Origin of the sequence: Clostridium transplantifaecale (assembly GCF_900626075.1) — a bacterium.
Classification (GTDB): Bacteria; Bacillota; Clostridia; order Lachnospirales; family Lachnospiraceae; genus Otoolea; species Otoolea transplantifaecalis.
This window is the reverse complement of sequence record NZ_UYZY01000001.1, coordinates 590,251-605,366: the sequence shown is the minus strand read 5'-3', so window position 1 is coordinate 605,366 and position 15,116 is coordinate 590,251. Positions and strand designations below refer to the sequence as shown.

12 protein-coding genes are annotated in these 15,116 nt (G+C 48.6%); all 12 read left to right on the top strand.

All coding sequences use genetic code 11. The annotated features are described in order from the left end of the window. The first annotated feature begins 30 nt into the window (after nt 1-30). The 12 genes from der (at nt 31) to EJL91_RS02615 (ending at nt 14,984) form a co-directional block, all read left to right on the top strand. Nucleotides 31-1,365, top strand: coding sequence for a ribosome biogenesis GTPase Der (der, locus tag EJL91_RS02670; protein ID WP_125140414.1), 1,335 nt, complete (start codon nt 31-33; stop codon nt 1,363-1,365). A gap of 2 nt (nt 1,366-1,367) precedes the next feature. Further along, nucleotides 1,368-2,003 carry a glycerol-3-phosphate 1-O-acyltransferase PlsY gene (gene plsY / locus EJL91_RS02665; protein WP_125140413.1) on the top strand — a complete coding sequence of 212 codons (636 nt, stop codon included), beginning with the start codon at nt 1,368-1,370 and terminating at the stop codon, nt 2,001-2,003. 14 nt (nt 2,004-2,017) lie between these two features. Further along, a complete protein-coding gene (locus EJL91_RS02660; protein WP_125140412.1) occupies nt 2,018-3,028 on the top strand; it encodes an NAD(P)H-dependent glycerol-3-phosphate dehydrogenase in 1,011 nt (336 codons plus the stop codon). A gap of 336 nt (nt 3,029-3,364) precedes the next feature. Beyond that, a complete protein-coding gene (locus EJL91_RS02655) occupies nt 3,365-4,585 on the top strand; it encodes an ABC transporter substrate-binding protein (RefSeq protein WP_125140411.1) in 1,221 nt (406 codons plus the stop codon). 126 nt (nt 4,586-4,711) lie between these two features. After that, complete coding sequence (locus EJL91_RS02650) at nt 4,712-5,593, top strand: branched-chain amino acid ABC transporter permease (protein WP_125140410.1); 882 nt, start codon at nt 4,712-4,714, stop codon at nt 5,591-5,593. Nucleotides 5,594-5,603: 10 nt separating this feature from the next. Continuing rightward, entirely contained in the window at nt 5,604-6,668 is a 1,065-nt protein-coding gene (locus EJL91_RS02645; protein WP_125140409.1) for a branched-chain amino acid ABC transporter permease, read from the top strand. A 3-nt stretch (nt 6,669-6,671) separates the two neighbouring features. After that, nucleotides 6,672-7,430, top strand: coding sequence for an ABC transporter ATP-binding protein (locus EJL91_RS02640; RefSeq protein WP_125140408.1), 759 nt, complete (start codon nt 6,672-6,674; stop codon nt 7,428-7,430). 13 nt (nt 7,431-7,443) lie between these two features. Continuing rightward, a complete protein-coding gene (locus EJL91_RS02635; protein WP_125140407.1) occupies nt 7,444-8,154 on the top strand; it encodes an ABC transporter ATP-binding protein in 711 nt (236 codons plus the stop codon). A 2,109-nt stretch (nt 8,155-10,263) separates the two neighbouring features. Beyond that, entirely contained in the window at nt 10,264-11,739 is a 1,476-nt protein-coding gene (gene spoIVA, locus EJL91_RS02630) for a stage IV sporulation protein A (RefSeq protein ID WP_125140406.1), read from the top strand. 61 nt (nt 11,740-11,800) lie between these two features. Beyond that, a complete protein-coding gene (locus tag EJL91_RS02625; RefSeq protein ID WP_125140405.1) occupies nt 11,801-13,402 on the top strand; it encodes an MBL fold metallo-hydrolase RNA specificity domain-containing protein in 1,602 nt (533 codons plus the stop codon). 44 nt (nt 13,403-13,446) lie between these two features. Then, a complete protein-coding gene (rnhA, locus tag EJL91_RS02620) occupies nt 13,447-13,920 on the top strand; it encodes a ribonuclease HI (protein WP_125140404.1) in 474 nt (157 codons plus the stop codon). A gap of 149 nt (nt 13,921-14,069) precedes the next feature. Then, nucleotides 14,070-14,984 carry a lysozyme inhibitor LprI family protein gene (locus EJL91_RS02615; protein ID WP_125140403.1) on the top strand — a complete coding sequence of 305 codons (915 nt, stop codon included), beginning with the start codon at nt 14,070-14,072 and terminating at the stop codon, nt 14,982-14,984. The last annotated feature ends 132 nt before the right edge of the window (nt 14,985-15,116 follow it).

Genomic DNA, 15,116 nt, shown 5'->3' with positions numbered 1-15,116 from the left:
CAGAATATTTGAACGGAGGCGTAACGTAATATGAATAAGAAGAAACCGGTTGTGGCCGTGGTAGGACGTCCGAATGTGGGGAAATCCACGTTGTTTAACGTCCTGGCGGGCGACATGATTTCCATAGTAAAGGATACTCCGGGCGTAACAAGAGACCGAATCTATGCCGAATGTACCTGGCTAGATAAGGCGTTTACCCTGATTGACACGGGCGGCATTGAGCCCGATACGAAAGATGTGATCCTGTCACAGATGCGGGAGCAGGCGGAGATAGCCATCGCTACGGCGGATGTGATTATCTTTATTGTGGATGTGAGACAGGGACTGACCGATTCGGATTCCAAGGTGGCCGACATGCTCCGCAAGTCGAAAAAACCGGTGGTTCTGGCGGTCAACAAAGTAGACAGCTTTTCCAAGTTCGGCAACGACGTATATGAATTCTATAATCTGGGTATCGGTGATCCGGTTGCCATATCGGCCGCATCCAGGCTCGGCCTGGGCGAACTTCTCGACGAAGTTGTAAAACACTTTGAGGACGGTGCCGGTGAGGAAGAGGAGGATGAGCGTCCGAGAATCGCCATCGTAGGCAAGCCCAACGTGGGTAAATCTTCCATTATCAATAAACTGCTGGGAGAGAACCGTGTTATTGTATCGGACATTGCCGGAACCACGAGGGATGCGGTGGATACCGAGATTATCCATAACGGTACGGAGTATGTATTTATCGATACGGCCGGACTGAGAAGAAAGAATAAGATAAAGGAAGAGCTGGAACGTTACAGCATCATCAGGACCGTAACGGCGGTAGAGCGCGCCGATGTGGTGCTGGTTGTCATCGATGCCGTGGAGGGCGTGACGGAGCAGGACGCCAAGATAGCGGGAATTGCCCACGAGCGGGGTAAAGGCATTATTATCGTTGTCAACAAATGGGATGCCATTGAGAAGACGGATAAGACAATCTACGAATATACCAACAAAATTAAAATGACCCTGTCCTTTATCCCTTATGCGGAGTTCATCTTTATTTCCGCCACCACGGGACAGCGTATTAACAAACTCTACGATATGATCGATATGGTGAGGGAGAACCAGACGCTGCGTATCGCAACAGGCGTGCTGAACGAGATCATGACGGAGGCAGTGGCGCTGCAGCAGCCGCCGTCCGATAAGGGCAAGAGACTGAAGCTCTACTATATGACGCAGGTATCGGTAAAGCCGCCGACCTTTGTCGTCTTTGTCAATGATAAAGAACTGATGCATTTTTCATACACCAGATATCTGGAAAACAGAATCCGTGACGCATTTGGATTCAGGGGGACTTCTCTTAAGTTCTTAGTCCGTGAAAGGAAGGGAAAGGAGCAGTAAGTATGGAACGGCTTATTTGTGTTGTAATCGGCTATGCATTCGGCCTGATTCAGTCCGGCTATCTATTTGGAAAAGTGAAGAATATCGATATCAGGCAGCACGGAAGCGGCAATGCCGGTTCCACTAATGTGCTGCGGGTGATGGGAAAAAAGGCGGCGGCCGTCGTTTTCCTTGGCGATTTTTTCAAAGCGGTGATCGCGATGTGCCTTGTCAGGGTTTTATTTGCTTCTGCTTCGGACAGTACGGATCTTCTCGCCCTGTATGCCGGGCTCGGCGTTACGCTGGGACACAACTTTCCTTTTTATCTGCATTTTAAAGGAGGCAAGGGAATTGCCTCCATGGCCGGTATCATGACGGCCATGGATTTCAGGATTACCCTGACCTGCTTTGTCGTCTTTGCAGTTGTGGTAGCGGTTACGAGATATGTTTCCTTAGGATCCATTCTCGTGTCGGTTACCTTTTTTACTGAGCTTATTATCTTCGGACGGATGGGGAGCTACCATGTGGCTGCTGCCCTTCTGCCGGAATTTTACATACTGGGCGGCGTACTGATGTGTATGGCTATATGGCGCCATCGGGCCAATATCGGCCGGCTGCTGTCCGGGACGGAGAATAAACTGGGTGCATCGAAAAAATAGCGGAGGATTACGAAATGACTTCAGTTGGTGTGATTGGATCAGGGACATGGGGAACAGCCCTCTCCCTGCTGCTTTGTAAGAATGGCTGTCAGGTTACGGTATGGTCTGCCATCGAAGAAGAGATTACGGAGATGAAGGAGAGCAGGAGACACAAGAACCTGCCGGAAGTAGCGCTGCCGGATGAACTGCTCCTGACGGCCGATTTAAAAGAAGCCATGTCGGAAAAAGACATTCTCGTGCTGGCGGTTCCTTCCGTCTACATCAGGGCGACGGCCGCCAGGATGAGAGAGTACATCCGCTACGGACAAATCGTCATCAATGTCTCCAAAGGAATCGAGGAGAGCAGTTTAAAGACGATGTCCCAGGTCATCGAGGAGGAGCTTCCCGAAGCTGAGGTGGCCGTCCTCTCCGGACCGAGCCATGCGGAGGAGGTAAGCCGCGGAATCCCGACAACCTGTGTGGCCGGAGCCCATAGAAAGAAAGTGGCCGACTATATCCAGTCGGTATTTATGAGTCCTGTCTTCCGTGTCTATACAAGCCCCGATATGCTTGGAATCGAAGTGGGAGCGGCGCTTAAGAACGTAATCGCCCTGGCGGCCGGTATCGCGGACGGACTGGGTTACGGAGACAATACAAAAGCAGCTCTGATTACGAGGGGAATTGCCGAGCTGACGCGCCTGGGAGTTAAGATGGGCGGAAAAGAACAGACTTTCAGCGGACTTTCCGGCATCGGAGATTTGATTGTAACGTGTGCCAGCATGCACAGCCGCAACAGAAGGGCCGGTATTCTGATAGGAAAAGGCTATACGATGGAAGAGGCCATGAAGGAAGTCCAGATGGTGGTGGAGGGCGTTTACTCCGCAAAGGCCGGTAAAAAGCTGGCCGGGGTATACGAAATCGACATGCCGATTGTGGAGCAGGTCAACCAGGTGCTTTTTGACGGCAAGCCGGCAAAAGACGCTGTAGGTGATCTGATGCTGCGTGATCGCCGGATTGAGAGCAGCAGCCTGCCGTGGGAAGCTTAAGAAGCATATTTTCTAAATTTCCCTGAAAAGATGAAAAAAGATGATTTTTGTAGAAAAGAAGCCGTTTGTCTTCCTGTTGTAACCAAGCGTGCGCAGGCGGAAGACAAACGGCCTGTTTTCACCTCTTTCTATAATCAGAAGAGATGGCAGGTATAACAACAGGTTATGATTTAAAGGGAATTGAACGGAAAAATGAAGTTTTTCTTTCGAATTCCTTTTTTTTGTTCGGTTTTCATATTGACAATTTAAATTCTTAAACTTATAATGTCGTCAATCAATCAGTTAGCATCGTTGTCCGAAAGACCGGTGCCAGCGGAAAAATTGGAGGAGATCATTATGAAAAAGAAAGTATTAAGCTTAGGCCTTGCAGTGGCCATGGCAGCATCCTTAACCGCATGCGGCGGTTCAGGCAGCAAACCTGCTGACACAACAGCAGCAGCGGGAGAAACTCCGGCGGCACAGGCCGAGGGTGAATCACAGGCGCCAGCCGCATCAGCAGACGGCGTATTTAAGATTGGCGGTATCGGACCTCTGACAGGACCGGCAGCAGCTTACGGAATTGCCGTTAAAAACGGTATGGAACTGGCAGCCAAAGAGATCAATGAAGCCGGCGGAATAGGCGGCGTTCAGATCGAATACAATTTCCAGGATGACGAGCATGATCCTGAGAAGGCAGTCAATGCCTACAATACATTAAAAGACTGGGATATGCAGATGTTACTCGGCACCGTTACGTCCAAGCCCTGTATCGCAGTAGTGGCAGAGTCACAGGTTGACAACATGTTCCAGATTACACCATCCGGCTCGGCCGTAGAGTGTATTTCCGGCGACAACGCATTCCGCGTATGTTTCTCTGATCCGGATCAGGGTAAAGCTTCCGCACAGTACATAGGCGAGCACAAGCTTGCTGCAAAGGTTGCAATTATTTACGACAGCTCCACAGAGTATTCCGACGGTATCCGCGAGTCCTTCGTGGCAGAGGCCGGCAACCAGGGACTTGAGGTAGTTGCCAGCGAAGCATTTACGGCAGACAGCAACACCGATTTCTCCGTACAGCTTGACAAGGCGAAAGAAGCCGGCGCAGAGCTGGTATTCCTGCCAATCTACTACCAGGAGGCATCCGTTATCTTAAAACAGGCTTCCGATAAAGAATTCAGCCCAATCTTCTTTGGCTGTGACGGTATGGACGGTATCTTAAGCGTTGAGAACTTTGATAAATCCCTGGCAGAAGGCTTAATGCTGTTAACGCCATTCTCCGTAGATGAGGAGAGCAGCAAGGATTTCGTTGAAGCATACAGAACCGCTTACAACGAAGAACCGCTTCAGTTCGCTGCAGGCGCTTACGACGGTATGTACGCTATCAAGGCTGCCGCTGAGAAGGCAGGTATCACACCAGATATGAGCGCATCCGATATCTGTGACGCAATGAAGACAGCCATGACTGAGATTTCCATCGACGGCTTAACAGGTACAGGAATGACCTGGACCGCAGCAGGCGAGCCGAACAAAGCTCCTAAGGCTGTTAAGATTGAAGACGGAGTATATGTATTACAGTAATTATAGTAATTAGCCCTTCAAGAGGGTTGTCTGAATGACAACCCTCTTTTTTAACATTGACGGCGGTAAAAGCCAACAGCGCTTTGAGGCCGTGAGAAAAAAGACAAAGAGGTAGGTGTAGGCGGTATGAGTTTTCTTTCTTATTTAATCAACGGGATCAGCCTTGGAAGTGTATATGCGATCATTGCCCTTGGTTACACCATGGTTTACGGCATTGCCAAGATGCTGAACTTTGCCCATGGAGATATCATTATGATCGGCGGTTTTACCGTATTTACGGTCGTGAGTACGGCAGGGGGATCTCCGGTCGTCGGGGTTCTGGCTTCAATTGTAGTATGTACGGTTCTGGGCGTCACCATTGAAAAAGTCGCTTACAGGCCTCTCAGGGGAGCTTCCCCACTGGCAGTCCTTATTACGGCAATCGGCGTCAGCTATCTGCTGCAGAATATTGCTCTGCTGCTGTTCGGCTCCAATGCCAGACAGTTCACTTCCGTTGTGACTCTTCCGGCGCTTAAGCTGGCAGACGGAAAGCTGTCCATCTCCAGTGTAACAATTGTAACAATCGTCACCTGTATCGTCATTATGCTGGCTCTGACCACCTTCATCAATAAGACGAAGATGGGGCAGGCAATGCTGGCCGTATCGGAAGATAAAGGAGCGGCAACTCTGATGGGTATCAATGTAAACGGAACAATTGCCGTTACATTTGCCATCGGTTCTTCCCTGGCAGCCATTGCAGGCGTACTTCTCTGTTCCGCATATCCGTCCCTGACTCCTTATACGGGTTCTATGCCCGGTATCAAGGCATTCGTGGCCGCCGTATTCGGCGGTATCGGTTCCATTCCCGGAGCCATGATCGGAGGAATCCTGCTCGGCGTGATAGAAAACCTGGCAAAAGCCTATATTTCTTCCCAGTTGTCCGATGCTATCGTATTCTCGGTACTGATTATCGTGCTTCTGGTGCGCCCGACCGGCATCCTCGGCAAGAAAATTAACGAGAAAGTGTAGGTGGTTACAGATGAAAGCATATAAAAATAAAATTCTGGTTCAAAATGTCATCACTTACGCTCTGGTGATCGGCTGCTATCTCCTGATCCAGGCCCTGATGGCCGGAGGCCATATCAACAGCCTTTTAAAGGGAATTCTGGTTCCCCTCTGTACTTATGTTATCCTTGCGGTATCTCTGAACCTCACGGTTGGAATTCTGGGTGAGCTCAGCCTCGGCCATGCGGGTTTCATGTGTGTGGGAGCATTTTCGGGCGCTTTCTTTACCCATGCGATGGCGGCCGCCATTCCAAGCAATCAGGTCCGTTTTATCATAGCTCTTTTCGTGGGAGCTCTTGTGGCTGCCGTTTTCGGCATTCTCATCGGTATCCCGGTATTGAGGCTTAAGGGCGACTATCTGGCGATTGTAACGCTGGCATTCGGTGAAATCATTAAGAATGTCATCAACGTTCTTTACGTGGGCATGGATGCAAATGGGCTCCATATTTCCACGAAAGACGTGGCATCTTTAAATCTTGCGCCGGAAGGCGAAGTGATTATCAAGGGCGCCCAGGGTATTACAGGCACACCCAAGATGGCGACATTTACTATCGGTTTTATCCTGGTGTTAATCACCCTTTTTATCGTCCTCAACATGATCAACTCCAGGACGGGACGCGCTATCATGGCGATCCGTGATAACCGTATCGCGGCGGAATCCATTGGAATCAATATTACAAAGTACAAACTGCTGGCATTCTCCGTATCGGCGGCTCTGGCCGGCGTGGCGGGTGTGCTCTATGCCCATAACCTGGCGACACTGGCTGCGACTCCGAAGAGTTTCGGCTACAATATGTCGATCATGATCCTGGTATTCGTCGTGCTGGGCGGCATCGGCAATATCCGCGGCTCCGTGATTTCGGCCGTTATTCTGACTCTGCTTCCGGAGATGCTCCGCGGACTGAATAATTACCGTATGCTGATCTATGCCATTGTGCTGATTGCCATGATGCTTCTTACGGCAAGCCCGAAAGCAATCCAGGTGCGCGAGAGGCTCGTGGCCTCAATCAGGAAACCAAAGACAAAGGAGGAGGCATAGGTTATGGCAATGCTGGAAGTAAAAAACTTAAGTATCTCCTTCGGCGGCCTGAAGGCGGTCGACGACTTTAATGTAACAATTGAAAAAGGCCAGCTCTACGGCCTGATAGGACCGAACGGAGCCGGAAAAACGACGATTTTCAACCTGCTGACCGGCGTATACAAGCCCGACTGCGGTCAGATTACACTGGATGGAAAGAATATAACAGGCCATAAGACGGCCGATATCAATAAGGCAGGCATCGCCAGGACGTTCCAGAATATCCGTCTTTTTAAGGAACTGAGCGTTCTCGACAATGTTAAGGTGGGACTTCACAACCACAATACGTATTCCACGCTGTCCGGCATCTTCCGCCTTCCCGGTTATTATAAAGTGGAAAAGAAGATGGATGAGAGGGCAATGGAGCTTTTAAAGGTCTTTGATCTGGATAAGGAGTTCGGCTATAAGGCATCCAACCTTCCCTACGGAAAACAGAGGAAGCTGGAGATCGCAAGGGCCCTTGCGACGGAACCGAAGCTCCTCCTCTTAGATGAACCGGCGGCCGGAATGAACCCGAATGAGACGGCGGAGCTGATGAACACCATCCGTTTCGTCCGCGATAATTTCGATATGACAATCCTTCTGATTGAACATGATATGAAGCTTGTATCAGGAATCTGCGAGCGCCTGACCGTATTAAACTTCGGCCATATGCTGGCGGAAGGCCCCACAGGCGATGTACTGAACAACCCGCAGGTAGTTGCGGCATATCTGGGAGAATAAGGAGGACAGTCTTATGGCAATGCTGGAAGTAAAAGATTTAAACGTATATTACGGCGTCATACAGGCGCTGAAGGGGATTTCCTTTGAAGTTGACGAGGGCGATGTCATCGCCCTGATTGGAGCCAACGGAGCCGGAAAGACGACCACCCTTCACACAATCACCGGACTGATTCCTGCCAAATCAGGCAGTATCGTCTTCGAGGGAAAGGACATCACCAGGGTTCCCGGCTACAAGCTGGTGCCCATGGGAATTGCCCACGTTCCGGAGGGCAGAAGGGTATTTGCCCAGCTCACCGTACTGCAGAACCTGAAAATGGGCGCTTATACGCGAAGTGATAAGCAGGAGATAGAAGATACGCTGGCAAAGATTTACAAACGTTTCCCGAGGCTGGAGGAGAGAAAAAACCAGCTTGCAGGAACCCTCTCGGGCGGCGAACAGCAGATGCTGGCCATGGGCCGCGCCCTGATGTCACATCCCCGTCTGATTGTTATGGATGAGCCTTCGATGGGCCTCTCCCCAATCTATGTAAATGAGATTTTTGATATCATCAAGGAGATCAGCGCCGACGGGACCACGGTCCTTCTGGTGGAGCAGAATGCCAAGAAAGCGCTTTCAATTGCCAACAAGGCCTACGTCCTTGAGACGGGAAGTATTGTTTTAAAGGGCGATGCGAAAGAGCTGATGAATGATGATTCGGTGAAGAAGGCGTATTTGAGCGAATAGGATAGACTGGTGTTGTTTTTTAACAGGGAAGAGCTGTTGCGGAATAGAATTTATCTCGGATATTTTCTATGATGTAACAGCTCTTTTTTGATGCATCAAATATGCTGTAATTGAGAGAAAACCGGGGTGTTGAGAGATTAATAAAATTAATGTCAATGAATTGACAGAAAAAAGAAAGAAAAAGGATTGCGGGATATGGTAAAATTTAGGTAGCTAAGTTTAGTTGAGATGCGGGGACGTCCATGGAAGATGGCGAACAGGGGGAGTGGAGCTGCTCTATTACTCTTCAGCCCCAGCGGTTGGTTTTGGTGAGGGAGGAGTAGAAAAATGATTTTTTTGAAAAGCAGAAATGACAGAATTCTGAAAATTTCTATCTTATTGTTCCAGGCTGTTTTTTTGTTCCAGCTCTTTTGCAATTACAATGTTATTACTGTAGTAAACCCGTTTTTTAAACATGTCAGTGAGGAATATTGGACGTGGTTTTCCTGTGAGCGCAGTGCAGTGAAGAACGAAAATTTAATTTTAGCCGTTTCCTATATTGTAAAATGGCTGTTTTCGTGCATTTTTCTGATTGGATATATGAACGTCCTGGCAAGGCCCTGTAAAAGGGAGAAGATCGGCGTAAAGAAAATAGTGCTTTTTACAGGTGCCGCTTTTGTCATATTCGGTATCAGCTTTGTTGCTTTTAAGTATTTAGCCGTTCACTACCGCTTATTTATGACATTCGTCTCAACAGAGATATTATCACTGTTACTATTGGCGCTTATTTTTCAAATAAGGGAGGAATCAGAATGAGGGCTGAGTGAAAGGACTGTACAAGGTCAGAGCGAACCGGAATCGGCAGACGGCAGGCAGCCGCAATATTATTTTCTGACATATGCATTTTCGGGGAAGGACTGGCAACGCTCCTGGGATTGTCAGAAATATACCGGACGGGGCATTTGTTGTTATGTCTTACCGGCGGCGTAATAATCTATTATGTTGAGTTTCTGATGAAGCCGAGAATCAAAACGTCGAAAGAGTGGTTTCAGCTCGCTGTAGAGGACCCTGTGACAGGGATCCTTTGGGGACTCAGTCTTATCGTTTTGGTAATCGATATTGTTTATTTTCTTGGATTTATATAGAGGGGAATAAAAGGGGGAGAGCCATTGGATAATGACAGTCAAACTAGATTAAGAGTATTAACAGCAATTATTATATTTATTGCTATTATATTTACAAACGCCTCCTGGCATAGAAATATTAGTGCAGAAACAAAGGTGGTTTATTTTGCAGTTTCGGTTCTATTGGCGGGGATTGGACTGGTTTTGACATTTAAGTATCATTTATATAACAAAGTTTTTTCCTGTTTCATGTTTTTATTTTGGGTATGTTACTCTTTTTGGGGGATTCTGTCGTGAAGATGTATTTGTAATTACTTTTGAATACGTTTAAGAGCGAAATGCTGCTTGTTATGAAAATATGACCGAAAGGTGATATGGAGCGGAGGTTTTCGATTTATCATTTTTTAGTAGTCTCTATGCCATGATGCGGGAAATTAAAAAATGAAAGGCAGGTTTACTACATGAAAAAGTTTCAAATAATTTATTTTATCCTCTGCATTACAGGCGTTATAATGATCTTTTTGCCAGATATTATTGATATTGAATACAGAACAGCTAGATGGATTCAGCTGTTTTATTTTTCGATTTGGGTTGCCGTAGCCGACTATAGGGCATATAAAACATTAAGGTATCCAAAATTGATGTGCTTTTTGAGTTTTCTTCCAACTATGATTGTTACTTATATGTATTTGAGAAATTAGAGCGTATAAAGTAATTTTTGTTCAAAAAACAACTATACAACACTTGGGAAAGATAGCTCTGGAAAAGGTTTGATGAGGATGTTTAAGAGCCGGAAGTTGATGCTTTGAATTAGGAGCGATAGCAATCATGCTTATCTACTTTAAATCCTTATAATCAAACACTTTGGACAAATATACAGAATAATAATTTTATTTCTACTTTTTCCTGATTACCATAATCACACGCCTTTCCGCCAATATTTTTTCGCATACTCCCCCTTCCTCCTTGCATATACTTGTATCAGCATAGCCAAGGGGGTATTTTTATGGACAATTTTAACGTATACAGCGACATTAAGGCCAGGACCAACGGAGAAATCTATGTAGGTATCGTAGGCCCCGTCAGGACCGGCAAATCCACTTTTATCAAGCGTTTTATGGAGCTGATGGTGCTGCCGGGTATGGAAGATCCTCATTCCAGGGAACGCACAAGAGATGAACTTCCCCAGAGTTCCGCAGGGAAGACGATTATGACGACGGAACCGAAGTTTATTCCAAAAGAGGCGGCCCAGATCACACTAAGCGACGGCGTGGATGTGAAGGTACGGCTGATCGACTGCGTCGGATTTATGGTGGAAGGCGCGGCGGGCCATATTGAGAATGACACGGAACGCCTCGTAAAAACTCCATGGTTTGACACAGAGATTCCGTTTACGGAAGCGGCGGAGATCGGCACCCGAAAGGTTATCAACGACCACTCCACCATCGGCCTTGTCATCACGACGGACGGTTCCTTCGGTGATATTAAGCGGGGCAACTACATAGCGGCGGAAGAGAAGACGATCAAAGAACTGAAAAACTTAAAAAAACCGTTCCTGGTTCTTTTGAACTCCATGAGGCCCTATTCCGATGAGACCAGGGAAATGGCAAAGCAGATGGAGGAGAAATACGGCGTCCAGGTGATGCCTGTCAACTGCGAGCAGCTCAAAAAAGAAGATATCAAGGTGATCATGGAAGAGATTCTGCATGAATTCCCGGTCACTGAGATCGATTTTACGATTCCGAAATGGATGGAAATTCTCCCGAAGGATCACTGGCTGAAAAGCAGGGTCATCCAGTCCGTAAAGGATATGCTTAAGAAAACCGACCACATGAGAGACGCCCAGGACGCCCTTCCGGCCGAGGACAGTGAGGCGGTGAAGAGAATTAAGATTACAGGCATGAAGATGGCTGACGGCAGCATCCAGGCCCAGATCGAGGTGGATGACAGCCATTATTACCAGATTCTGAGCGAATACGTGGGCGTGCCGATTGAGGGAGAATACCAGCTCATGCAGACCTTAAAGAACCTGGCCTCTATGCAGAAGGAATATGAGAAGGTGAGCAATGCCGTATGCCAGGTGAGATTAAAAGGTTATGGCGTCGTGACGCCGGACCGCTCCGAGATTGTGCTGGATGAGCCGCAGCTGATCCGCCACGGCAATAAGTATGGGGTGAAAATGAAAGCCCAGGCGCCGTCCATTAACCTGATCAAAGCCCATATTGAGACTGAGATCGCACCGATCGTGGGAAGCGAACAGCAAGCGGAGGATCTGATTACCTACATAAAAGAAAATGCAGGCCAGAGTGAAGAGGGTGTCTGGAGCACCAATATTTTCGGAAAATCCATTGAACAGATAGTGGATGACGGAATCCAGGCAAAGATTTCCCAGATGACGGAAGACTGCCAGATGAAGCTCCAGGATACGCTCCAGAAAATTATTAATGACAGTAATGGCGGTATGATTTGCATTATTATCTGATATCGGGTATACTTAAACCATCAGTTTTGGCAAAAACAAATACAATACAGGAGATGGTTACATGAAATTAACTTTTATCGGTGCGGATCATGAAGTAACAGGAAGCTGCCATTTACTGCAGGCATGTGATTTGAATGTCCTGGTAGACTGCGGAATGGAGCAGGGGATTAACAAGTTTGAGAATGCGGAACTTCCCATCAGCTATGCTGATGTGGACTATGTGCTGGTAACCCACTCCCATATCGACCATGTGGGGATGCTGCCGTTTATCTATGCGCGGGGATTCAGGGGCCAGGTGATGGGGACACGGGCCACCTGCGATCTCTGTGAGATCATGCTCAGAGACTGTGCACACATCCAGGAGACAGAGGCGGAGTGGAAGAACAGGAAGGCAAAACGTGCAGGCAAGTCGGAGGTTCCGCCTCTCTACACGATGAACGATGCCAATGGGGTGCTGGAACACTTTATCCCCTGCAATTACGATCAGATAATCAAACTGAAGGACGGCTTTGAGATCCGCTTTACAGATGTCGGCCATCTCCTGGGTTCGGCTTCCATTGAGATCTGGATGACCGAGGAAGACTGCTCAAAGAAAATTGTCTTCTCCGGTGATATCGGCAATAAGAATAAACCTCTGATCCGAAGTCCCCAGTATATTCACCAGGCAGATTATGTCGTTATGGAGAGCACTTACGGCGACAGGTTCCACAAGCATGTCGGCGATCACGTGGAAGAGTTTGCCAAGGTGATCGAGGAGACGCTGGACCGCGGCGGTAATGTGGTAATCCCGGCCTTTGCGGTCGGCCGTACCCAGGAGGTTCTCAACTATATCAGAGTAATCAAGGAAAACCATCTGGTCAAGGGGCACGACAATTTCCCGGTTTATCTCGACAGCCCGATGGCGGTGGAAGCCACGGCCGTGTTTAAAGAAAACATGATGGACTGTTACAACGATGAGACGAAAGTCCTGATTAAAAAAGGCATCAACCCGATTTCATTTCCGGGGCTGCACCTGTCGATCACAAGTGACGATTCCATTGCCATCAACTTTGACGAAGAACCGAAGGTTATTATTTCTGCGGCGGGCATGTGTGACGCCGGCCGTGTCAGACACCATTTGAAACACAATCTGTGGAGACCGGAGTGTACGATTCTATTTGCCGGATACCAGGCTGTGGGAACTTTGGGACGCAGTATCGTGGAGGGCAGGGAAGAGGTTAAACTCTTCGGCGAGTCTATTGAAGTCAGGGCCAAGATCGAGAAGATCGAGGGCATCAGCGGCCATGCGGATCAGACCGGACTTCTCGAATGGGTCGGCAATTTCATGGAACGCCCCAAGCATGTATTTGTTGTACACGGAGACGACGAGGTCTGTGATACCTTTGCCTCCCTTGTGAAGGAGAAGTTCGGAATGGAGGCGGATGCGCCGTTCAGCGGAAGCTCCTATGATTTGAAAGAGGGCTGCTTTATCACCGTTACCGAGGGTATTCCGATTAAGCGCGATACGGAACCGGCTAAGAAAGCGTCCGGCGTATTTGCAAGACTTCTGGCTGCGGGCGACAGGCTCCGTAAGGTCATCATGCACAATGAGGGCGGCGCTAACAAGGATCTGGCCCGTTTTGCGGATCAGATTAATTCGCTCTGCGACAAATGGGACAGATAGTGATACAATAAGACTGAGAATAAACCTGCAAAGGAGACCTGAATTTGAAAGTAGAAGTATATACAGACGGTTCTGCCAGGGGCAATCCTGACGGACCGGGCGGTTTCGGCAGCGTCCTTCATTACCGGGACGCAGCCGGACAACTGCATGTAAAGGAGATATCCGCCGGATATAAACGCACCACAAATAACAGGATGGAGCTGATGGCCGCCATCGCCGGCCTGGAGGCGCTGAACCGTCCCTGTGAGGTGAGCCTTTATTCCGATTCCAAATATCTGGTGGATGCTTTTAACCAGCACTGGATAGACAGCTGGCTGAAAAAGGGATGGAAGCGCGGAAAGAATGAGCCTGTCAAGAATGTGGACTTGTGGCAGCGCCTTTTGAAAGCAAGGGAGCCCCATCAGGTAACCTTTATCTGGGTGAAGGGCCACAACGGACATCCTGAAAATGAGCGGTGTGATTTCCTTGCAACTTCCGCCGCCGACGGGGACAACCTTCTGACCGATCCCGGAGCCTGAGCAGATTCACTTTTTCCCGTTTATGGGAACGTTTGAAACCGGTCAAATATTAAATAAATCTTACAAAATATTACTTATTTTTGGTACCTATTTCCTTTCCCGCATAAATATGATATCTTTAATTCAAACAATGCGAGGATGGATCGATATTGAAAAATAGAGGAGTAATAATTGCAATTATTTTAATTCTGATAATGGGTGCAGGCGTGACTGTAGGAACCAGGCGTTTTATACACGATAAGACGTCTGATGGTGCTGCGCCCAATTTTCAGAGCCAGCTTCCCCCCTCCGAAGAGCTTGACATGGAGAGTATGGCCATGGCGGCTGCAGGGATGACTTCCCTGCCGGAAAGCGGAGGACAGGAAGCCGGGGCTGCTGCGGGAGATGCCCTTGTCCAGGAGACGGCAGCGGAGCCTGCTCCTGCGGAAGCCGGTTCCGAAACGGGAGAACAGAAAGCGGCCGGCCGGATGGCGGAAGCCACGGCGGGAAGCGGCTCGGTTTCCACTTATTCGGATTCGGAAGGAACGGATTCCGTAAAAGAGGAAGCGGCCGCTGTTTCCGCAGATTCGGATGCGCCCGCCGCGGCTCCGGCTGCGGAGAATGCGCCTGCCGCCAAAAGCAGCGTCGTGATATCTCCCCTGACCGGCGTCAGTGAATCGGATACGGCGGTAACGGAGTATGTTACAACCCTCGACGGTTACAGGAAGAAGCTGAACGAGATAGACGGCCTGATCCAGAATATGCAGGGATCGGAAGCCAGCTCTAATACGGATTCCCTGAAGAAGGTCGCCGACTACGAATACTATCTCTGGGATACGGAACTGAACCATATTTACCAGGCAATTCTGGAAGGGATGACCGAGGAGGAAGCGCAGGACCTGAAGACCGAGGAGAGGGCCTGGATTCGAAACCGTGATCTGGCAGCTAAGAAAGCAGCTTCCAAATTTGGCGGAGGCACGATGGAAAGCCTGGAATACACGGCGTCCCTGTCGGACTCCACCAGGACCAGGGCCTATGAATTATTAGAACAATACGGAACATATATTACAGAGGGGAAGGACTGACAGAGTCCTTCCTTTGTTATTGTTCATATTCCGCTTGAAAATAGCGTGCTGCGCAGTGAACAGTAACACGCGGAATACATCCCGAGGGAACAGTAACCTGTCGTAACAGTTCGTGCTGTCTGCACTGTTACA